The organism is Algoriphagus winogradskyi, from assembly GCF_900182815.1.
Lineage (GTDB): Bacteria > Bacteroidota > Bacteroidia > Cytophagales > Cyclobacteriaceae > Algoriphagus > Algoriphagus winogradskyi.
The window spans coordinates 896,620-920,127 of record NZ_FXUA01000002.1; the positions used below are offsets into that span (position 1 = coordinate 896,620).

Sequence of the window (23,508 nt, forward strand, 5' to 3'; positions counted from 1 at the left end):
CCGCAATATATAAGTTAAGGGCTGCCATTCGGTAGCCCTTTTTCCGTTTTACCCGCTGAGTGCAAAAAGTTTTTGCAGAGGTCACAGAAGTCATAAACTCTAGATGCAGTTGGTTGAAGTTTTCAGACTTGGACCATTATTATCCTAAATGATTCTCATTCTCTTTTGAAAGTTGGATTTCCAAACCCCCTAATTTCGATGCTACAAAATTATAAATCACTGCTCCTAATGCTCCAACTATAAAGCCAATGACTCCATACATAATAGGAAAGACAATTACCATTATGAGCCCAAGGCCTCCCATGCCTTCTCCAAGCAATCCTGAAAAAGCAGTAAAGAATAAAGCATAAAAAATACCGATCACAAAGCCAAGGATGCCAAGTGTCAAGCCATAGATTTTAGCAGCGGAGGAAACTCCGATTTTTTCAATTTGTACCATTTATTTAAAAGTTTAGTGTAAAATATATTTTTTGAAAATATTAAAAAATTAGGCATAAAAAAAGCACACCCGAAAGTGTGCTTTAAAAATCATTTAGAAGGTTTACACGTTCACGTGGCGCTCAGCATGGTAAGATGACCTCACCAAAGGTCCTGACTCCACGTACTTCAATCCTCTCGCCAAACCCTCTTCTCTATATTCTGCAAAAAGATCCGGATGTATAAATTCAGCTACTTCAATGTGCATTTTGGTAGGCTGAAGGTATTGTCCTAAAGTGAGGATATCACAACCGTGCTCTGCTAGATCATCCATTGCTTTGAAAACCTCTTCTTTTTTCTCACCTAATCCTAGCATGATGCCGGTTTTGGTTCTTTTGCCGTACTCTTTGGTTAATTTGGTCTGCTCTAGAGACCGTGCATATTTTGCTTGCGGACGAACTCTTCTATAAAGACTTTCCACAGTTTCCATATTATGAGAAACTACTTCTTGGCCTCCTGAAATCATTCTATATAAAGCATCCCAGTTTGATTTTACATCTGGAATAAGAGTCTCAATTGTTGTTGCTGGTGACAGTTCCTTGGTCTGTATCACGGTTTGATACCAGATTTCGGCACCTTTATCTTTCAATTCATCTCTATTTACAGAGGTCAAAACGGCATGTTTTACGCCCATGAGCTTGATTGCTTCTGCTACTCTTCTCGGCTCATCCACATCATATTCAGGCGGTCGGCCAGTAGCTACAGCGCAAAAGGAGCATGAACGTGTACATACATTTCCCAAAATCATAAAGGTAGCCGTTCCGGCTCCCCAGCATTCACCCATGTTTGGGCAATTGCCGCTTTCGCAGATCGTATGAAGCTTGTGCTCATCTACTAGTTTGCGGACTTTGGCGTATTCTTTTCCTACAGGAAGTTTCACTCTAAGCCAATCTGGCTTTTTTCTTCGGGTAGCTTCTTCGGGAATTACAGGTAATTCGATCATTGATTTCTGATTTGGTGCAAAGGTAAGTCAGCAAAGGGCAAAACCCAAGTTGACTTACTGTCTGAACCCGTAGAAAAAGGTGAAGTACACAGACTGGAACAACTGACGATTTTCTGTAGTCGGGATCAGGGGGATTTCTTTGGTAAACCCTTCGAGCATGTATCCAAGTTCCAAACCTGTTGCATTTGAGCGAAAAACCCCAAATTCAAAGGATAGGGCAGCTTTAAGATTGGCACCGAAAGCAAACTCTGATTGTCCTATACCTTCGAAAAGACGACCAGTTCCTAAAATGTTGAATCGGCTTTGGTGGATTTCCGGATCGTATTGCTCGCGTACAGTTTCTACTCTGTTCAGCGCATATTCTATATAGTAAGGTGCAATTAATCCAAACGTTGGACCTACTGCGGCGAGCGCTGAAACTTGTACTCCTTGGTTAGGCGCTTTTTTGAAAAGGATTATTTCACGACCATATTGAGGTCTGATGGAATAGAGGTAATTAGACTTGCCAAAAATATAGCTGTTGCCTAGTACAGTGTTGTATCTTATTTCCTTAGGGTTTTTGACATTGGACAGCTCTAAAGCCCAAAAACTAAATTGGGTATCGTCTAAACGGGTACCTGCTTTGAAGACTATACCTCCTATTAATCCTCCGTTTGTGTTTTTATTAACACCAAACATATATTCCTTGTCATATTCGTAATTGCCAATGTCATCTCTTTGAGCAAAAGATTCGATGGAAAATGACAGTAAAAGAAGCGGTAAGATGAATTTCAGTTTGTTCATTCGAATTGGTCGAAAATATAGCCCTATTTTTGGGTGTTAGTATTTTAACTGATTTTAAAAATAAGAGTTTATGCCCACTATAAAAAGTTCATATTTAGGGAATTTGAGAACGGAGTCGGAGCACCTTCAGTCAGGCACCCAATTATATACCGATGCTCCACTAGATAATAATGGAAAAGGCGAGAAATTTTCTCCTACTGACCTTGTTGCAAGTGCGTTAGGTAGTTGTATGGTGACGATTATGGGGATTGTGGCTAATAGAGACTCTGTGTCTTTAGATGGACTGTCTTGGGAAGTGACCAAAATTATGCAATCATCTCCGCGGAAAATAAGTGAAATAATAGTTGAGTTTCACTGGGAAAATCCTGTAGAAGATGAAGCGATGCTCCAGAAGTTGAAAAATGCAGCCAAGACTTGTCCTGTTGCATTAAGCTTAGATTCTGAGATTAAGCAGACTTTAAGGTTCAATTTTTGAGTGAAATAGTAAAAGAAATAGGCTATTTAGAAAGCATTCAAAAAAAATGTTCCTTCTGTCTTAAGCTTTTTTCTGTAGAAATTGTGAGGAAGCATACGCATCGTTCAATCACGAGTTAGTAGAAATTTGAAAGTATATAAACCCACCCGAATATGAGCTACTTATTTGAATCCTTCAATGGCTGGAAAAGCTATTGCGATGAGAAAGAAATTTCATTGCCAGAATCAGTAATCGAATATGAAGTTGATCAGAAAAATGGCTCAAATGATCAAATCAAAGCCGGACTTTTGCAAGCATATGGAGTAATGAAGGATGCTGTGAAAACCGGTTTAGAAGAAGAAATGACTTCCCGCTCTGGAATGATTAATAATGGAGCAAAGAAGGTTTATAATCATCCACTTTCTGTACTTTCTCCTGAATTTCAAAAATTAATATCCCGGGCCTTAGCAGCCAAGGAGGTCAATTCTTGTATGGGAAGGGTAGTGGCCGCACCTACTGCTGGAGCAAGTGGAATTCTGCCAGGCACTCTAGTTACGCTTCAGGAAATCCACGGATTAAGTGATGAGCAGATTGTTGAGGGACTTTTGGTAGGAGCAGGGATAGCATTGATTATTGAAGAGAAAGCTAGTTTAGCTGGTGCAGTTGGCGGATGTCAAGCAGAAACAGGCTCGGCTGCGGCCATGGCTTCAGGAGCGATTGTTTATTGCCTAGGAGGGAGTACAGATCAGGTTTTCAATGCAGTTGCCATCACTATTCAATGCATGTTGGGGCTGATTTGTGATCCAGTCGCTGGACTAGTTGAAGTGCCCTGTGTAGTACGCAATGCCAGTGCTGCCGCCATTGCGTTCAGCTCTGCTCAGATAGCTTTGGCCAATGTAAGTGCAGTGATACCCGTGGATGAGTGTGTGGAGGCGATGGGGGAAGTTGGAGCTTCAATGGAAAGCCGCTATAAGGAAACGGCAATGGGAGGGTTGGCAGCTACACTTACTGGACAGGCTATTTCTGAACGGGTGCTGATAAAGGATATAGAAATATTACCCGACGGTGAATCAGAGGAATAAATTCTTGATAAAAGGAATAGCTAATAATTTTTCAATACTCATGCTGAGGACAACTGACCATAGACAAGCGCTCCAAAGCATATGCATGTAAATATGTCTTTTTTTGACTCCAAACGAAACCATAATCAGCGTGCCACCGATAGGTGTAAGTATAAGTGGGGTAAAGAACGCAATTCCTATTTCTCCGTAATTTTTCCACAGATGAACTATTCGCCTATTTTTTTTGGAAAAAATCAACCTTGATTTCCGTTGGAAACTTCCTTCAAAAAGAGCTTTTATCTTAGAACCTAGAAGAGTAAAAATGATTACACTAGTCATCATTCCAGCGATGGTAACGAAGGCTTTTTCTAATACAGTGTAGCCTGCCGCGGAACCTAAAACAGGCCCAGCAATAAATTTAAACCAACATAGAAAGTAAATTCCAAGTAAGGTTAGAATTTGGTCCATCATAAGAGGAAGAACAAATAGGCAAAGTAGCTAAGTAAGAGTAAAGAACCTTCTACTTTAGAAACCCGCATCTTGGTTCGCATCAACACGAATAAAAAGAGGGTAATTCCAAGCATCCATAAGAAATCTGAATCGATAAATTCCTGGGAGACACCAATTGGTTTTATGATTGCCGTAAGACCGATGATGGACAGAATATTCATGATGTTACTGCCAAGAATATTTCCTAAGGCTAAATCTGTTCTTTTAGATAAAGCGGCTATAATAGAAGTAATTAGCTCCGGTAAACTTGTTCCGATCGCAATGATAGTTACTCCAATGATTCGCTCTGATACTCCGAACTCTCTGGAGATTTTTACGGCATTATTGACGAGGAGTTCAGAGCCAAGATAAAGGCCCAGTACCCCGCCTGCAAATAAACCTATAGCTGCAAACCAAGAGTAGTTTTTCACTTGCTCTATTTCCTCTTCTACCTCTGTATTGTCCACTAATTCTGAAGCAGGACTTTTGAAGAGGTAGATGTTAAAACCTATGAATAATCCGAAGAGTAGGATGCCTTCCCAAAAGCTAATCAAGCCATTATAGCTCAAGCCGTAAAAAAGAATGGATACCAATAAAGTGACTAAATAGTCGAACCGGATATGGCTTTTCCGGATGAGGATAGGGTAAAAGATTCCGCTCACTCCTAGAACTAGGGCTATGTTTGCAATGTTTGACCCGATCACATTCCCGATAGAGATATCACTATTTCCTTTGAGGGCGGCATTCACACTTACTAGTAATTCTGGTGCCGATGTACCAAACGCAACAACTGTCATTCCGATTAAGCCTGCACTCATGCCTAGTTTTACAGCCATTGCGGAAGCGCCGTCTACCAATATTTTTCCCCCGTAGAGAAGAATAGCCAAACCAAGAAATAAAAGGAAGTATGGAAGCATGAAATGATTAAAGTTTTGGGCCAAAAGAAAGATCTCCTGCATCCCCTAGCCCTGGTACAATGTAGGATTGATGATTTAGTTTTTCGTCCATTGCGCCTACCCAAATTGAAAAAGGAAAAGAGATGTTTTCCTTAATATATTGGATGCCTTCTGGAGCGGCAATGACTGAAGCTATATGGATGTGTTTGGGTTTGCCATGGGTTAGGAGCGTGTTGATTGATTCCACAATAGATTTACCAGTAGCTAGCATAGGGTCAGCTAGGATTACAATCTTACCTTCCAAATTAGGGCTTGCATGATAGCCAAGGTGAACATTGATTTCTCCTGGTGAAGTCTCATCTCTAAATGCTCCGATAAACCCACTTTCAGCTTTGTCAAAATAATTTAAAAAGCCATTATAAAATGGTAATGAAGCCCTCATAACTGAGATGATTACCGGGTTTTCAGTTGCAGAAAGCACTGAAGTTGAAGTGAGCGGAGTTTCTATGTTCTCCTGGGAATACTCAAAAGACTTAGAAATTTCATAGGCAAGTATTTCACCCATTCGCTCTAAGTTTCTCCGAAACCTCATTCTATCATTTTGTGTGCGTACATCTCTCATTTCGCTTAAGAAATGATTTGCCAAAGAAGGGGTGTCAGTTAAAACAAACATGCTGCGAAGATAAAATAAAAACCCGGCTCTTTTGGGGCCGGGTTTTTAACTAAGGAAAATTATCTCTATTTCACTTCAAAGCTTGCTCTTCTAGCTAATTGTCTTGCGTCAGCGGAGGATTTTTCCAATCAAACATTTTTATCATGTCCTGTAAATGGTAATTAGCGTTATTAATTACCTTTTGTTTAAAACTATTCCTCTTCAGGCTTTTGTTCTTCCTTCTTTTTAGGAGGCTCCACCAAATCTTCTCCCTTCAAATAAGTTGGAAGATTAAGTCCTGCCATGTTAAATAGTTCATTTAATGGAGGGACAGTCTTCATCATTCCAGATACAAAATTGGCGGTGGAGCCATTGCCATTTTCACCTTGCCCAGAATCCCAAACAGTAATTTTATCAATCTTGATGTTTTTGACAGCTTCAACCTGAGTTTTTACCAATTCAGGTAATTTCTCAATCAATAGCAATTGGAAGGCCTTGGTAGGATCTCCACCTGCTGCACTTACCACTTCACGGTAACCTTCTGCTTGTTTGGTCAATATTTCATACAGACCTTTTGCTTCCGCATCCATTTTGGCAAAGATCGCATCAGCTTCGCCTTTTGCCTGTTCTCTGATTCGCTCTGCTTCTGCTTGGGCTTCTATGATCGCACGTTGTTTGGCGATTTCTGCCGGTACGACAATGTTAGCATTTTGAGTGGATCGTTCTCTATCCGCTCTAGCTGTTTCAGCTTTTTGCTCCGCCAAATAGGCTTCCTCTAACGCTCTTGCGCTTTGTACTTTTTCGGATGCTAAGGCAATTCTTAATGCTTCAGCTTCTTTTTCTCTACGTTGTGCGTCAGACTGAGCAATGGAGATTTTAGCTTCGTTTTCTCCTTTGATAGCAATGGCATTTGCTTCGGAGGTTTTAACCCTCGTGTCTCGCTGTGCTTCTGCTTTACCTATACTCTCATCTTTTGCAGCTTCCGCAATGCTGACCTCGCGGTTTTTGTTAGTAATAGCAATTTTTACATCACGGTCACGCTGGGTGTCTGCTATCTGCACATCCTTCTCACGGTCTGCGAGGGCCTTACCAGTTTCACCGATTTTCTCTTGCTCTGCCACAGAGATTTTAGCTTCATTGATCGCTTTTGCGGCAGCTTCTTTACCAAGTGCTTCAATGTATCCAGACTCATCTTTGATGTCCGTCACGTTGACGTTGATCAGTTTCAAGCCGATTTTCTTCAATTCGCTATCTACATTCTTAGAAATGCTCTCCAAAAATTTATCCCGATCAGAGTTAATTTCCTCGATGGTCATTGTAGCAATCACCAATCGCAATTGGCCAAAAAGGATGTCCTTTGAAAGCTCCTGAATCTGCTCATGAGCTAAGCCTAACAGACGCTCAGCAGCCGTATTCATCGTGTCAGTGTCTGTAGAAATAGCGATCGTAAATCTACATGGGACATCTACGCGGATATTTTGACGGCTTAGCGCATTAGTCAAATTAGCTTCGATGGAAATAGGCTTCAGATCTAGGTAAGCATAATCCTGAATGACCGGCCAAATAAATGCTCCACCTCCATGAATACAGCGTGCAGAGGTACCTCCGGTTTTTCCATATACCACTAGGATTTTGTCAGATGGGCAGCGCTTGTATCTTGAGACAAGCGCTAGAATAGTCACAAATGTGACAATCGTCGCGACGACGATAAGAATTAAAGGATCCATAAAAGAAATAAGTTAAAGCTTTTCTACGATGAGGATATTGCCACTTTCTACCCGTTTGATCTTCACTGTGGCGTTAGTTTCAATTTTGTCTTGCTCGGTCATGGCATCTATTTCCCGCACAGATCCATTCAGGCTTACCATGATTTTCCCTTTTCCCTGCATTCTCCCAGGAATAGCTAGATAGACTTCTGCGATTTTGTCCAGTGTTTTTTCTAACCTAAAAGTATTGTCTTCGCCGAGTTTTTGGATTTGCTTGATGATGAGAAAAAAGAAATAAACAAAAGCAAAACCTACCGCTAAACTTAGCATGATAAGCAGGGTTGTATTTGGAATAAGCTTGTAAAATGAGATGCCAGTCCAGCTAAAACCAAGCAAGAAATTAACTAGATTTCTAAAGGAAAACATCTGAAAAGGTGCATCTGCACTATCCAGGTCTCCATCGAAGTCTGCTTCCAGTCCATCCGATCCTCCAGATCCTACGAAAGTCAAAATAGTCTGAAGTACAAAAATCAACGATACTGGTATGGCGATATACCAGAACATTTTGAGCTGCGGATCTAATCCATCTAAAAATTCCATGTCATTTTGAGTTAAGCCTATCAAAGGCATGCTCAAAATATTAAAAATTCTCTAATTACTAATCTTTTATTCTAAAATAGCTAGGTGTTGAATTACTGATTTGGTCGGAAGCATAATTCTATTTGGTAAAAAAAATCCCAGAGGATTTAACTCTGGGATTTTTATTCTTCCTAAATATCACACTGTACAGTTTTTTCGAGTTTACTGAGATCAAAACCTTTCTTCTCGACTCGCTGCAAGATCTCATCATAAATTACTGGATCCATTTCTTGAGTTCTTGATAAAATCCAGAGGTAAGCTCTATTTGGATGACCAACTACAGCGTAAGAGTAATCTTTTGCTAAATCTATGATCCAATATTTCCCTTTAAAAGGCCAGAAGAACTGAACTTTTAGCTTGGCATTTCCTGATCCATCTTCCACAAAAGCTTTGGCTGTGGAGGTTTTGATTTTCCCTTTCTCTGGAAGATTACAGCTATTTTCCACACTGATTGTACCGTCAGCGTTTGGTGTATAAATAGCTTTGGTGCAGGTACATCCTTTTTGGAATGATTGAGGGAAAGAGGCAATTTCGTACCATTCACCTGCATATTTTTCAAGATCTACATAAGGAACTGTTTCTAGGTCTTGGGCATGGCTGTTTTGCGATAAAAACAGAAGGCCAGCTGCCGCCAAAACAGGCAATACCAGCGCTACTTTTTCTGATTTGTTGAAGGTTCTCATAGTGGTTGGTTTAGTTTAACTTAAATGGAGCAGTTTCTCTGTTTTTGTAGCCATGAATAGTGATGGCGATGAAAAGCACTGCTGCCCCAACGAGTGCTGTCCATTGTAAACTTGGGATATTGCCCCAATGCCTAACGGCAATTGCGATTAATGCCCAGACACCGACAGAAGCAAACTCCCGAAGGTTTCTCGTGGCGATCATAAATAGATTTAGAACAACGGCTACGATTATCATGGCAATTGCCCAAGTTGCCTCGGGTATACCACCAGTCCACCCAGTTTTTGCTAGATAAGCTGAAATATTGGCGATCGTAGCGACAGCAATCCATCCGCTATAAAGTGCGATAGGCCACCAAAGCCAGAAGATAATTGGACGCGGTGCATTCCAACGTTCCATGTTAGTATTCAAAATCGTAATGATCAGCGACAATAAAATTCCGAGCATGACAATCACGCTAATTCCTGTATGTTCCATCAGCCACATGTAGATCCAAAGCCCATTTCCAATGTTTGCCATAATGAGATAGGGCCCCAGTTGGGAGAGGAAGTCAGCGTTTTTTTCATCATTAAAAGCTCTCCGAATAAAGAAAATAGCCTGTGCAAGCAAGGCCAAAAAGATCAATCCCCAGATAGAAAATGCATAGCCTGCTGGAGTGAATAGGTTTTCATAATCAGCACTGAGTGAGCTGACTGTATTGCCATTTAATCCCTTAGTATTTACCCAATAATTCCAGAATATTACTGCGACCAGGACGATCATGTTCAGGATAGCATAAACTTTATGGGAGCTTTTCATCTTCTTATTTCTTAATCGGTTTAAGCTGCTGCAATAACGTTGGAATGAGTTCCGTGACAGTTGGATGAGTTTGTACAGAATTCAAAAGTGTTTTATAACTCAGTTTTCCATACATAGCGGTCAGAAATGTTCCAATGATTTCATCTCCACCTGTTCCAAAAACTGCTGCTCCCAGGATTTGTTCTGAGTCAGCATCCACAATTACCTCCATTTTTCCCTGAGTTTCTCCTTTTTCTTTTGCTCTGGAAATATCACTCATCGGCATTCTGGTAAAAAGTAAATTCTTTCCAGTTTCCTTTGCTTGCGCTAGTGTCATTCCTGCACGTCCAAGGGGAGGATCAATGTATAAGGCATAATTCGTAATTCGATCGTCGAGCGTTCTAGTCTTATCCCCAAAGAGCTGATTTTCCATTATCTCGTAATCGTTATAGGATGTATGGGTAAAAGCACCTTTTCCATTGCAATCTCCCAAAGCATAAATTCCTTCGATATTTGTCTCCAAAGTTGGACTTACTTCAAGGTATCCTCTTTGTGTAAGTTTTAATCCTGCTTTTTCTGGTTTCAATAGATCAGAGTTGGGCATCCTCCCAGTCGCAATCAATAAATGAGTGCCGCTGATTTTCTTGTCTTTTCCACCTTTCTGAAAGGATACGATTACTCCCGCCGATTTTTTATTTTTCCCTTTGAGACAATGGGCACCACAGATCACTTTGATGTTTTCATTTTCTAAAACTTCCCGAACTTGTTCGGAGGTATGCTGATCTTCTTTCGAAATCAGGTAATCACCCATTTCCAGAACGGTAACCTTCGAGCCCAAGCGATTGAAAATTTGCGCAAACTCTAATCCTATATAACTTCCACCAATTATTATCAGGCTTTCTGGCACCTTTTCAAGCTGCAGAATGGAACTATTGGTAAGATGATCAACGTCCTCAAATCCTTCCGGAATTCTTGCTCTTGCTCCTACATTCAGAAAGATTTTATATGATTTCAATACTCGAGAACCAACTTTTATTCTGGTTTTGTCCAAGAAAGTAGCAGTACCTCTAACCATCGATATTTGAGGAGAGTCTACCAGAGATTTTCTTATGCCTAGCCTAGACTGATTGACAAGCTTGTCTTTTCTTTTTTTGATTGACTTTAGGTTGACTTTGGTCGATTTGGGAACTTCGATTCCCAGATTAGGAGCGTTTGATATTGCCCAGGCAGCCCTTGCACTCGCCACATAAGCTTTAGTCGGAGTGCAACCTGTATTGACGCAAGTCCCGCCCAAAGTTCCTTTCTCTACGATCGCTACTTTCCATTTTTCCTTGGCTAGCGCCAAAGCAAGGGGATTTCCTGCTTGACCAGAACCAATTATAATGGCGTCAAAAGTTTCTACTCTGTCTTCAATCATATGCTAAAAAGTTTGATGGATAAACTTTGATTCTCTAAAAGTTACAAACAGAAAGCCAGACACAAAAAAAGGAGTCTGATATCCAGACTCCTTTGATATATGCTAATTTATATCCCTAGATTTTTGAGATAATCCAGCTGCGCACATTTCCATGAAACTCGTTGATAGCCTTGGTGTGAAAATAAGGGTAAATGACCTTGTCGCGAAACCAGGATCCGCTGCGGTAGAAGGTTTTGTGAGAAACTTCCGTTTTTCCGTCAGGCAGCGAATTAAATCGGATAAACTGAGAGCCTTCCGATTTGGAGTTCTCCAGGTAGCAGATTCTGATCAGCTTTTTCTCTTTGTCGATTTCCATCACTTCATGGCCTACCTGAAGTTTTACAGCGCCGTTGAACACATGCAAATTCAAAATGAGGACTTGCCCTTCACCCATTCCATCGGTGTGAACCTGTCCGGGAAAAACTTCTTCGCCGGTTTGTCTGGAATACAATTGATGGAAATGTATCATTTTGCCACTCCAAGCCTGCTCTGGTGAAATATTCACATAGCTATCCCAAACTGTCTCGAAATCCTGATCATACAGATATGTCTCTAGATGTTGGTGATAATTGGGATCAGCTTCCTGATAGCAAATGGAGTTTAAATTCGCAAAATCTAATTCTGAATTACGGCTCTTCTTTTCGGTGGTTTCTTGCATGAGGTATTACTATTCGTTTTTGCGAATTAGTTTCAAAGAAAACAAATGTCCCTCTATCGAACAATCCTTTGGTGATAAGAGGAAGAATTGATGGGTCGATAGTAATTTTTTGAAGCAGTCAGGAGACTACATTGCCATAGTTTAAAGCTCGCCTGGCGTCCGATATGTCTGAGGAATTCAACGAAATGAGTTGTGTCCTTTGGGCAATCCTCCTTGCTTACCGTGGTTAAAAAAGACTTTCAGAAAAAAAGGGGCTTGTTATAGCCCCTCTCAATTTAAAATGCTCTTTCTTTCAGGTGTTCATCCAAATCGATCTTATCAATTCCTTTAGACATCCACTTTGGAGCCTCAGCTCCTTTGAGGTGGTGATCAAAGAATTCCATCATGCGAACTGAGTAATCTTTTCTGTTTTCCAGTTTACCCAAACCGTGATTTTCTCCTTTGTATTGAACCAAAATCACTGGTTTTTTTAACCTACGTAAAGCTGAATAATACTCTATTCCTTGAGTGAAATCCACCGCTCCATCTTTATCATTGTGCAACATCAAAAGAGGAGTAGTTACGTTCTTCACATGATATACTGGGCTATTTCGCTCGTAGGACTCCCAGTTTTCCCAAGGTCCTCCGGTAAATCTACCCTGAGAAGCTTCGAAGATCGACATATTTCCACCACCGGAATTCCAGTAAATCAGATCGTACATGGAAATCATGTTGGTCAGCGGAGCTCCAGCAGCAGCGGCTTTGAACATATCAGTCTGGGTGATCAGGAATGCAGTCTGGTAGCCACCCCACGAATGCCCATGAATTCCGATGTTTTCTGGATCGATTACTCCAGTTTCGATCGCGGCTTTTACGCCAGGAATCACACACCAAACGGCTGACATGCCCGGATCATCCATGGTATAAACAATATCTGGAATAAATACGGCAAAGCCATTACTCGTATAAACGTTCGGGTTCCAACCAGTTCCGCTGAATCCAGGGTTTGACCAATTATGCCGAGTCTGTGATAGCTTTTCGTAATAGTAAACTACCGTTGGATATTTCTCCCCTTCCACATAATTGGATGGAAGGAAAAGCGCTCCCTGCAGTTTTTCACCTTTGTCGGACACATAATCAACCAAACGAGTGCCTGCTGACCAAGTGTATTTGCTTGCATCTGGAGCACTACCAGTCACTTTTGTTGGGGATGAAAGAGATGCATCTGCTGTGAAAATTTGAGGCGGAGAATTGAAGGTTTCACTGCTAAAGAAATATACATCAGCATTCTCAGCTTTTCTCAAAGAACCTATACTTGCATCTTCCCAAACCAATGCTTTAGCACCAGGCTCCAAACCTTTTTTGGAAGCATTGATTACGGCAATCCCACTTTTCTTAGTCCACTCACCGTAGATTCTCATGTAAAGTGGTTTGCTTAGATTAATGCCTTTTTCATCGCGATCTAGCGAAAAACGGTACTGATATCTGATTTGATCAGTTCTGCCATTTTGGGTAAGGTTTACTGCTTTTGCTTTGCCAGTTACTGGCACTTGCCAGATGTCCCAGCCGTCATTCAATAATACGTATTGACTATCGCTACTCCATCCCAAAGAGCCCTCCAACGGCTTTTTGACATTGTGATCGTCATCTTCATTCACGAAAGAAACTGGCAAGCCTGCTGTCAAATTCATCTCTTCTCCAGATGCAATATCATAGCTGTAATAGTTGCCATCATAGCCATAAATCAACTTTGTACCATCCGGTGAACTACGAGGATATGAAGAATAGCCCGGAAGGTAGAAGTTGGTGAAAAGCGTCTTCTTCTCACCAGTTTTTAGGTCTACAATATAGAAGTCACGGTAATTCTGTCCATCCAGATTGCTTTGTAGTTCATAGGCTTGGTTGTCTGATCCAATCGCATATTTTTCCTTTTCAAGAATGCTCAAGTCCCGCATAGTGCTGTCCTGAAGCTGAATGTGCTTTCCTGCAGCCACATCGTACATAGCATAGAGGCTGTAGTTCTTATCCTGATTTTCCAGTACTTGTTGACGGGATTGAAGTCGGCTATCGTTCCAGTGCCAGATAGTCATATCCGGGGTGTCAGCATCTTTTTCCTTTGGACTTACCTTCCCAGAGTCTAACTTCGAAAGTGCTTTCTTCAAATCAGCAATTGAGTTCATGGAGGTGTCAGCCATGATTCTTTTCATGGCTTCAGCCTCTGCCATCTTCACAGAATCCTTATCCAATTCTTTCTTTACCTCTTCTTTTTTGGCTAAAACCAAAGGGTGTATACCATAGAAAAGTCTGTTCAAATCCTCTGACCACATCGGACGGCGATTAGGACTGATCGTATATTCTTTTGAAAAACCAGTGGAATCTTTTGCTGGATCATAAACGGTCACCTGAGGGCTGCTAAGGTTCTTTACTCCGATTAATTTTCCTTGGTCTTGCTTATACTTTTTGTCTTTGACCATTTTCAAAGCCGCAAACGCATCGCCTTTTTCAGTCCAATTTATAGACTTATAAGCAGCTTTATCTGAATCCAACACGCTTGTGCTATTGTTGGTCATGTTCAGGAGGTAAATACCATTACCTGATTCATTCGCAGCATCAACTGTGTATGCTAGGTAGTTTCCGCTTTTGTTGAAAGAGAACTCAGCTACATTTCCTAGGTTTTGCGCTTTTTTGGTATTGAGGTGATAGATTAAAAGATCTGAGCCTTTGGCATCTCCTCCTCCATCTTTTGTTAGGTTAATCGCAAGGTGAGTAGAAGCTTCTCCATTGAATGAGAAATTGCTCACATTTTCAAAGGTTTTTTTATCTTCTTTATCGGTTGAGCCTAGTTTCATTAGCGTAACCTTATCATGAAGTGGTTTTCCTTTAGATTTTTTATTAGCCTCCTTTTCCTTAAAAGTCGGATATTCTTTAAACGCGATCCACTTGCTATCCTCGCTAAATTCAATGGAAGGGTAGGAGGTAAATCCGATTTTAAAAGTCTGTGTGGAGTCGGGATCACTTACATATTGAAGAATTACTTCTCCGTCAGCTTCCAGAGCTGTCATTCCGTAGGCCACCCATTTGCCATCTGGAGAGATTTTGAAGGTTCCACTATTCATGGATTTCCAGGTAGGAATATCCTTCCAGGAAATGGGCTTAGGGGTTTCGTCTTGAGCATTTGCCAGGTGAAATACCAAGCAAAATAGCCAGAAAAAGGTAAAGAGTTTTTTCATAGTGATTTTTTTTCAGATTTGAAAATAGGGAAAAATTGTGAGTTGGGTAGAACTAAATAAGGTCCGCACGAGAAGTGATCTATTTTAGAAATGGAAATTTAGAGTCGAACTGAAGCTCAAATGAGTGAACACTTAAAAAACAAAATGTCTCAAATCTTTCGATCTGAGACATTTATTAAATCACTGTTTCTTTATATCAGCAGACTGAAACCTGTTCATTACTTCTTATAAACCACTTTTCCTCCGACCACAGTCATAGCGACTTTGGTATTTAATATATCATCCTCCGGAACTTCCATGATGTTCTTATCGAAAACTGTAAAATCAGCAGCTTTTCCTACTTCAATAGAACCTTTGAAGTCTTCTTCAAACTCAGCAAAGGCACCATCTAAGGTATAGGATTTCAGAGCTTCAGAACGAGTCATTTTTTGGTCTCCTTCGTAACCTCCGTCAGGTAACCCTTGCAATGTTTTACGAGTAACAGAAGCATAAAAGGAAGGTATAGGATCCACAGGCTCTACTGGCGCATCCGTCCCGTTTGTGACTACAGCTCCTGATTGCATTAGTTTCTGCCAAACATAAGCACCGTCGATAATTCGTTTTTCTCCCAATCGATCTATTGCCCATGGACGATCTGAGCTTAAGTGAATAGCCTGCATGGCTGCAATCACACCCAATTCGCCAAACCTTGGAATATCGTCAGGATGAATATGTTGGGCATGCTCGATGCGGAACCGCAGTTTTTTGGTGTCTGGATAGTTTGCAAAAGCAGCTTCATAACGATCAAGAATTTCCTGATTAGCACGGTCGCCGATGGCATGTGAGCAAACTTGGAAACCTGCAGGAATTGCTTTCTCGGAAACTTCAGATACCACCGACATCGGTAAGGTCTCATGACCACGGTGATCAGGTCTATCAGAGTAGTCTTCCAATAACCAAGCACCGCGATTTCCCAACGCACCGTCACAGTTCAATTTGATAGAACGAACTGTAAGCATATGATCTATGCTATCGATCATTGGTCCTCTCTTATACCATTCATCGAGAAGTGCAGGTTGTGTTCCTGTGAGCATTACATATTGCCTGACGGTAAGCTTTCCTTCGTTTTTGAATTTTTGGATGAGGTCAATCACATTCTGACCACTGCCTGCGTCGTGGAAACTGGTTATTCCTTTTTCATTCAATTCTTTTAAAGCCAAAGTCAAAGCCTCTTCTGCTCTTTCCGGGGTCTCAGCAGGTATCAGTCTAGCTACTAGACCAGATGCTCTTTCGGATAATATTCCAGTAGGATTTCCCAACTCATCGAGGATGATTTCTCCGCCTTCTACTTCTCCTGGTCGCTCACCTTTCAGATTGCTAATTCCTGCCAACTCAAGCGCTTTACCATTTGCGAAAGCCGCATGGCCACTCGCGTGTCTCAAAAACACCGGATTGTCAGGGGAAACTGCATTCAGTTGATCGTTAGTTTGGAAGCCTTTCACTATTTTTTCAGGTTTCTCGATCCATTTGTCCTGATGCCAGCCACGACCAGTGATCCAGTCTCCTGGTTTGGCTTTGGCAACTGCTTCTGCTACTTTCTCCACCAGTTCATCATAGGTTTTGACATACATAAGATCCAGTTCCAGCTTATTATAGCCGATTCCCATCAAGTGCGCATGGGATTCGATGATGCCAGGAGTCATTGTTTCACCCTGTAAATCGATCACCTCAGTGTTTTCAGCTTTGTGTTTTTCGATTTTTTCAGTTGTACCTACGGCTAAAATCATCCCATCTTTCACAGCGACTGCTTCAGCTGTGGGTTGAGCTTCATTGACTGTGTAAATTATGCCATTTGTAAAAATTAGATCGGCTGGTTCAGCCTTTTCCGATGAGCAAGAAATGAGGAAAATCCCCAAGATTGCGAGTAAGTATATATTCTTCATGGATTTATATTATATCCAAATCTACCCTATTTCACCTAATCCGAAAAGCCTCTCAAGTAATTAGCGTATCCAGATTTTGCGGGATTCTCTGAATTTACCTTCAGATTCAAAGATCAGAATATACAGCCCAGGAGTTAAAAAGCTTGCTTGGATTTCCACTTCAGTGTTGGCTGGAATAGAAATGTCACTTAGGAGTTCTTGTCCAAGTGAATTGACTAAAGTACCAGTGGAACTCTTATTAGTTAGTACTTTGATGGGCCCATCACTTGGGTTTGGGTAAACTATGATTTGATATTCGTCTTCGTTAGGATTGGATTCTGCTGTGGAAGTTAGATAGATCAAACCCCCAGCCCTAGTCCCTAAAATCAAATCGGTGGTACCCTTGAAAGTATCTGAAACAGTGGTAATCCAAGTATTTCTTCCCAAGCGCGTAGGGAAATATTGATCTCCAATTTGGATTAATACTTCCGAAACCGTAGCCGATTGCATGAAGTCCTCAATTTTGCTCATTATCCCATTTTGATCTACAGTATAGAGGTCAGGATTTGTTTTTTGCACTACGGCAACACTTAAATTTCTATTGGCGGGATTGTCAGCAAACCCTAAGAAATCCGACTCCAAGAGGTTTGCAGTATAATTGGAAAAATCAACGGCATACAAATCCAAGCTCCCATTTTGTGAAGCGACAAGCATGTGATCTTTATTATCGAAATAGAAGAACTGCAGGTAGTCCCCCCGTTGCGGCGTATATCCATCCAGTGTAATCGGTTGATATTCCAAGTTTTCTATCTCAAAAAGTAGCTGGGTTGGAATGCTCCCTTGTCTCGATATTCCTGTGATCAGCTGGTGAACTCTGTTTTCTTTATCTCTGTAATATAGTTTTTGGGCATCAACGAGTTTTAGGTTTTCAAGCGACTCATTGAAAATATCCACATAGATAAACTTTTCACTTTCCAGAGAAAACATGGATTCTGTGGCAATAACTTCTCCGTTTTTCAGCCTATTTGAAATGATTACTAAGTTGCCGTTTGCACTGGATCCAATGTGGAAAGGCTTGGTATTTTCTCCCAAGTCAATCATCTGATTTTGCAAGAACTCAAAGTCAGTATTTCCCTGTGCATCAATTTTCACAATGGAATTAGCAAAATCAATCCCGAAATTGGAAGATGCTTCACTTGTATTCAGACTGACGATAAAATCTTCTTCGATTAGCTGGCCAATGTGGAAAAGTGGGAAGTCAGGAAAGTCCCCATAGTTAGGAAGATTGTTTGTGAAACTGGTGAAAATAGGTTCGGAAGAAGTTCCTGAATTTGGAAGAAAATAAAGAATGCTACACTCATCACGTCCCAAGATTAGATCATCGATTCCGTCTCCATCAAAATCCTGATATAAAATAGAATGCCCCCCGGCATGTAAGATGCGGTCATTCTCATCATTTGCTTGTCTGGAATTCAGATCTTTTCCTTCACAGGTTTTTCCGAAGGAAATATCTCCGCAACCACAGAATTCAAAGCCGCCCCAGTGGTTAACACCAAATGCAAACCCATCCATATCGGCTGTACCTTTTCGTTCTACGCTGGTGTTTTTGTAAAACTCCATGTAGTCGCCTCCGGCAAAGTTGAAAATCACCAAATCCAAATCTCCATCTCCATCCAAATCCTGAATCAAAGGAGTGTCAAGATTATTCGTTTGTATGTTGCCCGAGCCATCAAGTTTCAGGAAGTTTTGAGCAACATTCCAAGATATCTGGCCGCCGTTGGAAGTGTTTTTATAGGCTTTTATTCCGAGAGCAGTGGAGGTAAATAGATCCTTTTTACCATCCCCATCAAAATCTGCCAACACTAGAAATCCACTGATATCAGTAGGGAAAGCATAAGTTAATTCAGGTAAGTGAATGAATTTTTCACCTTCTTTTCTGAAAACTAACAACTGTCGGGAATTGATGTCCCAGGTAACCCATTCTTCGATCCCATCTCCAGTTAGATCAATGGTTTCTAGTTGAGCGGAATTGATTCCTCCTGCGAAGGGAGAGGTTAATAAAACATCACTGACTTCAACATCAGCCTGCTTATCTATTCGGAAAATTTCTTGTGCATTCAGCTGAAGGCTGCTGATCAGAAAAATGAAAATCCAGAGTTTACGCATGGAATAGTGATGGCTAAGACAAATTAATACGGTTGTCTCCCTCCAAAGATGTGAATGATTCCTTTATTTTGGGAATTAATTCCTTCGAAAACGATGAATCTTTCAATTTTATATACTCTCTTCAAAAATAGTACTGGCGTAAGCACTGACACTCGGAAAATCGAAAAAGGCAATATCTTTTTTGCGCTCAAAGGTCCAAATTTCGATGCCAATGCTTTCGCGCCAAAGGCATTGGAAATGGGAGCTTCGGTAGTCGTGATTGATGACATTACTCATTTTGTTGAAGACGATGAGCGGTATTTTTTAGCAGCAGATTGTTTGAAGATGCTTCAGGATTTGGCAAATTATCATCGTAGGCAACTCGCTATTCCTATTATAGGATTGACGGGGTCAAATGGAAAAACAACCACTAAGGAATTGATGAAGGCGGTTTTAGGCAAGAAGTCCAAAACTGCCGCGACAGTTGGGAATCTGAATAATCATATAGGTGTACCGCTAACTTTACTCGCGATTGATGAAAAAGATGAGATCGCAATTGTGGAAATGGGAGCGAATAAGCAAGGAGATATTGAAGAGCTTTGCTTGATTGCCGAGCCGACTCATGGTGTGATCACTAACATTGGTAAAGCGCATCTGGAAGGAATGGGTGGCCCGGAAGGAGTGCTGAAAACGAAGACGGAATTGTTCCAGTTTTTGAGAGTAAATGACGGGAAGGTTTTTATCAATTCTCAGGATCCAATCTTGTCAAATTTTTCAAGGAGATTTGAAAGTCCAATTCTTTATCCTGCAAAGGGGGATTTCTGTGAAGTGACTTTTCAAGAAGCAAATCCATTTGTGAAGTTTTCAGTTGAAGGCTCGGAAGAGGTTTATCTTAGTTCGCTAATCGGTGCTTATAATTTTGGAAATATTGCTACAGCGTTGACCATTGGAAAGTTTTTCGGAGTGGAGATGGAAAAAGCTGTAGAAGGAATAGTCGAATACAAGCCATCGAATATGCGTTCCCAATTGATTGAAAAGCGCAGTAATTTGATCATACTTGATGCCTACAATGCAAATCCATCAAGTATGGAAGTTGCGATTCGGACTTTTGGAGCTATGACTGGCAAAAGGCATAAAATGCTGATCCTTGGCGATATGTTTGAATTGGGAGATCATGCTGAAGCGGAGCATGCCAAGCTGGGAGAGTTTATCAGTGAATATGAAATTGAAAAGGTCTGCTTTACAGGTCAGCTGATAGTTTCAGCGCTGGCTAAATATCCAAAAGCATTGTATTTCCCAGATCCTTTTTCATTTAGAAATTGGCTTCAGGATAGCAAATTGGAGGATTATCTGATTCTGATTAAAGGAAGTCGCGGGATGAAGCTGGAAGGATTGGTTGATTTTATTTAAAAAGGGCTAGGAATTCTTGCGGAGTAAATACTGGAAGGGTGGATAACTTATAATCTTTTTTATTACGGGTAATGATAGCTTCTATTCTCGAGTTTTGATTGGCTGTTTCAAATTGAATAGCATCTTCAAAATCCGTGAATCCATTTCGGAAAGCGTTTCTAATTTCGGCATCTCCAACCGGAAGAATTTTGCAATACTCTAAAATCTGTTGTATGGACTTTATAGTTAGCTCTTTCCCAATTTCTTTTCTAGCCACGTAAAAGGAATTAGAAATCATGAGGCTTGAAAAAAAAATTGAAACTTCTCCGTTCGCTGCCAAGAGAAATATTGCGTTTGATTTTTCCACAAATGGATCTCGCGTTAATAAAGTATCCAAGAAAATATCCGAATCAACAAAAATATTATGAGCCATATTTTTTCATTAATTCCTCTGTTAGAATCTTTTTGTCTACTGACAATTCGGAATACTCTAATTCAGGATTGATTTTTGGCTTACGTGCAAAAAAAGTCTCCAAATTCTTAGGAAATGGCTCAGTCCCATCCAAAATCCTCTTTACAAGTTCAGGGTCTTTAGGGCTTATATTCTCTAAGACTTTTTCCTTAGATTCAGTCACATCCGATAAAAGTGTTTCAACCAAAGCAGATAAACTTAGCCCTTGCTCTTCAGCATGCTTTTTTGCTTTTTCAGCAAGTTTTTCGTTGATGTCTAATGTTACCTTCGTTGTCATGACTTCTGGATTATTCCATATAATTTAAGAAGATTTCTTCCAGTATTGAAATCAATTTTGCCTCAGTAAAGTTTACTTAAGTTTCCGATATCAGACGATTTTCAGATTTCAATAGTTACAAAAACCAACAATATGCGCCCATACTTACCTTTTTTAGCAGCCCTCGCCGAACATAACTCCAAAGAATGGATGGATGCCAATAAAAATTGGTACCAGGAAACCAGAGCTGAATTTTTGGAAGATGTAGCAGTTTTACTGAAAGGAATAGGAGAATGGGAACCTGAATTGTTGGTATTTAAGCCCAAAGATTGTGTCTTCAGGCAAAATCGTGATATACGCTTTTCTGCCAACAAGATGCCATACAAAACTAATTTTGGCGCCTATTTTTCTCCTAAAGGAAAGAAGTCAGAAGGTCCAGGATATTACCTTCAGATCCAACCCGACAATTCTTTTATGGCTGGAGGAATATGGATGCCTCAGGCAGAGACGTTGAAAAAAATCAGAAAAGAAATAGATTACTCAGGAGCAGAACTTACACAGATTGAAAGCAATAAAGACTTTAAATCACTTTTTGGCCAGATAGAGGGCGAAAAACTCAAAACAAGCCCACGCGATTACGAGGCTGATCATGAGTTTATAGAATACTTGAGGTTAAAGAGCTTTACTGTTTCTTCCAAAATCTCAGACCGGGATATTGAGTCTGGAAACTTCATAAATATCGCTTTGGATGGCTTTCAGAAAATGAGACCACTTCAAAATTTCCTTTCCAAAGCAATTGAGGATGTGGAAGACGGATCGGGAATATTGTAGATTTTAAGTGCAAGTATCAAGTCGCTAGATTCAAGTCTATAGAACTGAGATCCTAGATTTCAGGCCTAATTTCAAAATTGAAATCCCGAATTTTTTCTAATACAGCCGCTACACCATCTTCTTTGTTGTGATGAGTAATTTCCTTTGCGACAGCTTTAACCTCCATTCGGGCATTGTCCACAGCGACTCCCCAGCCTACAGATTGTAGCAGGTCTATATCATTATAATTATCTCCAAAAGCTACCACGGATTCCATTCCGAAATCAAAGGCATGCTCAAGAATTTTTCGAAGTCCGGTGGCTTTTGAAATGGCTTTTGGAGCGATTTCCAAATACGTTTCGCTGGATCTATACAAATGCAAATCAAGGGAATGTTCTGAGTGCAATTCGCCAAAAAGCCAAGCCATCTCATTGGATTCTCCCATGCACATTACTTTATGAGCACCAGAATTATTCTTTGTCCAAAGATCAACCACCTCGTGACCTGGAAGCCAATCGCATTGAACTTTCGTGTTTTTTACCTCGCGCTGTGACCAGTAATCGTCTTTTTCCTCATACCACTTTTCTCCCTGATACAAACTCACATGAATGTCAGTTTTTTGAGTGAGATGAAGGATTTTGGCAACCAAATCTACAGGGACGCTGACATCTTCGAGCACTTCTCCATCAGCACTCAAGACATAGCCACCATTGTAGCAAATCAAAGGTTGTGGAAATCTATTCATATCATGAAGCAAATGCCGCATTGCATCGGGCATGCGGGAACTTGCTAAAATCACAGGAAATTCCATGGGTAAGTCGTTCACCACGGCTTTGAGGCGAGGGGATAAATCACGCACCGAATTGAGAAGGGTTCCGTCAATATCAGAGCAAAAAGCTTTTATTTCCATCAATCGAAGTCAGACCAGTTTACATCATCAGCAAAATTGGCAAATACACCAAAACCAATAACAGCTATAAAAATGATTACAAGAGCGAAAATAATGAGTTTGACTATCAACTCTGCCTTTGCCCAGTTTGCCTTTTCAGGGTCGGTATTTTTGTCTGTTGCCCATACAATAAGCATGATCAAACCAATCAAAGGGAGGCGTTTCACCAAAACCGCGATTATCCATTCTCCAAGAGAAGTTGGTGGTTTTTTGTATTCATTAGGTAATTCCATCAATAAATAGGTTTAGTTAAAAATCTTTTGTGTCAAACAGGTACTCCTGCATGGCCACATTCTCAGGATTAGTAGGGTCTGTTTGAATAAACTGCACTGTAATTTGTTGATAATCTTCAGCTTTTTCAAAATCCCGCAGATAAAGTTCAGCGCATTTTCTGGCTAAAACCTCGGGCTGATTCCCCAGAACAAGAGGGTCACCATTTTCCAGTTTCAGGAAAATCGTAGAAGTAGTGGAATCATTTGCAGTTGATTTGCTGAGGTTGACATTCATTCCTTGGAACTTTCCGAGCATCCGTATTTCTTCAGAAGGCATAAACCCTTCACCCATCATTGCTTCCATTCCTTTGAAAGCAAACTTGGCGATATTCTCAGGATTGCAGGAACAGGAGCTGAGGGTGGCTAGAAAAAGTGAAAGTATAATAATCCGATTTCGCATATTGAATTCCAGCTGGAAGGTGGTTTATGCGAA

The 23,508-nt window shown here is 40.7% G+C and carries 24 protein-coding genes; 4 read left to right on the forward strand and 20 right to left on the reverse strand.

What is annotated here, in order from left to right:
- Positions 1-139: 139 nt before the first annotated feature.
- From QOL76_RS08365 to QOL76_RS08375, 3 genes are all read right to left on the reverse strand, one after another.
- On the reverse strand, positions 140-439 hold the full coding sequence (locus tag QOL76_RS08365) for a hypothetical protein (RefSeq protein WP_283412495.1): 300 nt from the start codon (positions 437-439) through the stop codon (positions 140-142).
- Positions 440-541: 102 nt separating this feature from the next.
- Positions 542-1,420, reverse strand: coding sequence for a lipoyl synthase (lipA, locus tag QOL76_RS08370; RefSeq protein WP_283412496.1), 879 nt, complete (start codon positions 1,418-1,420; stop codon positions 542-544).
- A 54-nt stretch (positions 1,421-1,474) separates the two neighbouring features.
- Positions 1,475-2,203, reverse strand: a complete 729-nt coding sequence (locus QOL76_RS08375; protein ID WP_283412497.1) for a hypothetical protein — start codon at positions 2,201-2,203, stop codon at positions 1,475-1,477.
- Positions 2,204-2,273: 70 nt separating this feature from the next.
- Between QOL76_RS08375 and QOL76_RS08380 the strand changes: the two genes are divergently transcribed.
- Positions 2,274-2,678: an OsmC family protein gene (locus tag QOL76_RS08380; protein WP_283412498.1), complete on the forward strand. Its 405-nt coding sequence runs from the start codon at positions 2,274-2,276 to the stop codon at positions 2,676-2,678.
- Positions 2,679-2,830: 152 nt separating this feature from the next.
- The gene (gene sdaAA, locus QOL76_RS08385; protein WP_283412499.1) at positions 2,831-3,739 is read left to right on the forward strand and encodes an L-serine ammonia-lyase, iron-sulfur-dependent, subunit alpha; all 909 of its coding nucleotides are present in this window, start codon (positions 2,831-2,833) and stop codon (positions 3,737-3,739) included.
- On the opposite strand, the gene QOL76_RS08390 is transcribed toward sdaAA, so the two are convergent.
- The 12 genes from QOL76_RS08390 to QOL76_RS08445 form a co-directional block, all read right to left on the reverse strand.
- Positions 3,728-4,189, reverse strand: a complete 462-nt coding sequence (locus tag QOL76_RS08390; RefSeq protein ID WP_283412500.1) for a hypothetical protein — start codon at positions 4,187-4,189, stop codon at positions 3,728-3,730. The genes sdaAA and QOL76_RS08390 overlap by 12 nt on opposite strands.
- Positions 4,186-5,124, reverse strand: coding sequence for a calcium/sodium antiporter (locus tag QOL76_RS08395; RefSeq protein ID WP_283412501.1), 939 nt, complete (start codon positions 5,122-5,124; stop codon positions 4,186-4,188). Before QOL76_RS08395 ends, QOL76_RS08390 begins: the two co-directional genes overlap by 4 nt.
- A 7-nt stretch (positions 5,125-5,131) precedes the next feature.
- Positions 5,132-5,776: a uracil phosphoribosyltransferase gene (upp, locus tag QOL76_RS08400; protein WP_283412502.1), complete on the reverse strand. Its 645-nt coding sequence runs from the start codon at positions 5,774-5,776 to the stop codon at positions 5,132-5,134.
- A 191-nt stretch (positions 5,777-5,967) separates the two neighbouring features.
- Entirely contained in the window at positions 5,968-7,482 is a 1,515-nt protein-coding gene (locus tag QOL76_RS08405) for a flotillin family protein (RefSeq protein ID WP_283412503.1), read from the reverse strand.
- A 12-nt stretch (positions 7,483-7,494) separates the two neighbouring features.
- Positions 7,495-8,061, reverse strand: coding sequence for an NfeD family protein (locus QOL76_RS08410; protein ID WP_283412504.1), 567 nt, complete (start codon positions 8,059-8,061; stop codon positions 7,495-7,497).
- A gap of 170 nt (positions 8,062-8,231) precedes the next feature.
- A complete protein-coding gene (locus tag QOL76_RS08415) occupies positions 8,232-8,783 on the reverse strand; it encodes a lipocalin family protein (protein WP_283412505.1) in 552 nt (183 codons plus the stop codon).
- 10 nt (positions 8,784-8,793) lie between these two features.
- Positions 8,794-9,579, reverse strand: a complete 786-nt coding sequence (locus QOL76_RS08420) for a hypothetical protein (RefSeq protein ID WP_283412506.1) — start codon at positions 9,577-9,579, stop codon at positions 8,794-8,796.
- A 4-nt stretch (positions 9,580-9,583) separates the two neighbouring features.
- On the reverse strand, positions 9,584-10,975 hold the full coding sequence (locus QOL76_RS08425; protein WP_283412507.1) for a mercuric reductase: 1,392 nt from the start codon (positions 10,973-10,975) through the stop codon (positions 9,584-9,586).
- Positions 10,976-11,090: 115 nt separating this feature from the next.
- Positions 11,091-11,672, reverse strand: a complete 582-nt coding sequence (locus tag QOL76_RS08430) for a hypothetical protein (protein WP_283412508.1) — start codon at positions 11,670-11,672, stop codon at positions 11,091-11,093.
- Between the two features lie 275 nt (positions 11,673-11,947).
- Positions 11,948-14,881 carry a S9 family peptidase gene (locus QOL76_RS08435; protein WP_283412509.1) on the reverse strand — a complete coding sequence of 978 codons (2,934 nt, stop codon included), beginning with the start codon at positions 14,879-14,881 and terminating at the stop codon, positions 11,948-11,950.
- A 218-nt stretch (positions 14,882-15,099) separates the two neighbouring features.
- Complete coding sequence (locus QOL76_RS08440; protein ID WP_283412510.1) at positions 15,100-16,803, reverse strand: amidohydrolase; 1,704 nt, start codon at positions 16,801-16,803, stop codon at positions 15,100-15,102.
- A gap of 60 nt (positions 16,804-16,863) precedes the next feature.
- Positions 16,864-18,948 carry a T9SS type A sorting domain-containing protein gene (locus QOL76_RS08445; protein ID WP_283412511.1) on the reverse strand — a complete coding sequence of 695 codons (2,085 nt, stop codon included), beginning with the start codon at positions 18,946-18,948 and terminating at the stop codon, positions 16,864-16,866.
- Between the two features lie 93 nt (positions 18,949-19,041).
- Between QOL76_RS08445 and QOL76_RS08450 the strand changes: the two genes are divergently transcribed.
- A complete protein-coding gene (locus QOL76_RS08450; RefSeq protein ID WP_283412512.1) occupies positions 19,042-20,337 on the forward strand; it encodes a UDP-N-acetylmuramoyl-tripeptide--D-alanyl-D-alanine ligase in 1,296 nt (431 codons plus the stop codon).
- Here the strand turns inward: QOL76_RS08450 and QOL76_RS08455 are convergent.
- Together QOL76_RS08455 and QOL76_RS08460 are read right to left on the reverse strand one after the other, a co-directional pair.
- Positions 20,330-20,749, reverse strand: a complete 420-nt coding sequence (locus tag QOL76_RS08455) for a type II toxin-antitoxin system VapC family toxin (protein ID WP_283412513.1) — start codon at positions 20,747-20,749, stop codon at positions 20,330-20,332. The genes QOL76_RS08450 and QOL76_RS08455 overlap by 8 nt on opposite strands.
- Positions 20,739-21,065, reverse strand: coding sequence for a DUF6364 family protein (locus tag QOL76_RS08460; RefSeq protein ID WP_283412514.1), 327 nt, complete (start codon positions 21,063-21,065; stop codon positions 20,739-20,741). The genes QOL76_RS08455 and QOL76_RS08460 overlap by 11 nt, the downstream gene beginning before the upstream one ends.
- Before the next feature lie 132 nt (positions 21,066-21,197).
- Between QOL76_RS08460 and QOL76_RS08465 the strand changes: the two genes are divergently transcribed.
- Positions 21,198-21,875, forward strand: a complete 678-nt coding sequence (locus QOL76_RS08465; protein WP_283412515.1) for a DUF2461 domain-containing protein — start codon at positions 21,198-21,200, stop codon at positions 21,873-21,875.
- A gap of 52 nt (positions 21,876-21,927) precedes the next feature.
- On the opposite strand, the gene QOL76_RS08470 is transcribed toward QOL76_RS08465, so the two are convergent.
- From QOL76_RS08470 to QOL76_RS08480, 3 genes are read right to left on the reverse strand one after another with little or no spacing between them, the layout of a single operon-like run.
- A complete protein-coding gene (locus tag QOL76_RS08470) occupies positions 21,928-22,764 on the reverse strand; it encodes a Cof-type HAD-IIB family hydrolase (protein WP_283412516.1) in 837 nt (278 codons plus the stop codon).
- The gene (locus QOL76_RS08475; protein ID WP_283412517.1) at positions 22,764-23,036 is read right to left on the reverse strand and encodes a hypothetical protein; all 273 of its coding nucleotides are present in this window, start codon (positions 23,034-23,036) and stop codon (positions 22,764-22,766) included. Before QOL76_RS08475 ends, QOL76_RS08470 begins: the two co-directional genes overlap by 1 nt.
- 16 nt (positions 23,037-23,052) lie before the next feature.
- Complete coding sequence (locus QOL76_RS08480) at positions 23,053-23,475, reverse strand: hypothetical protein (RefSeq protein ID WP_283412518.1); 423 nt, start codon at positions 23,473-23,475, stop codon at positions 23,053-23,055.
- Positions 23,476-23,508 lie beyond the last annotated feature (33 nt).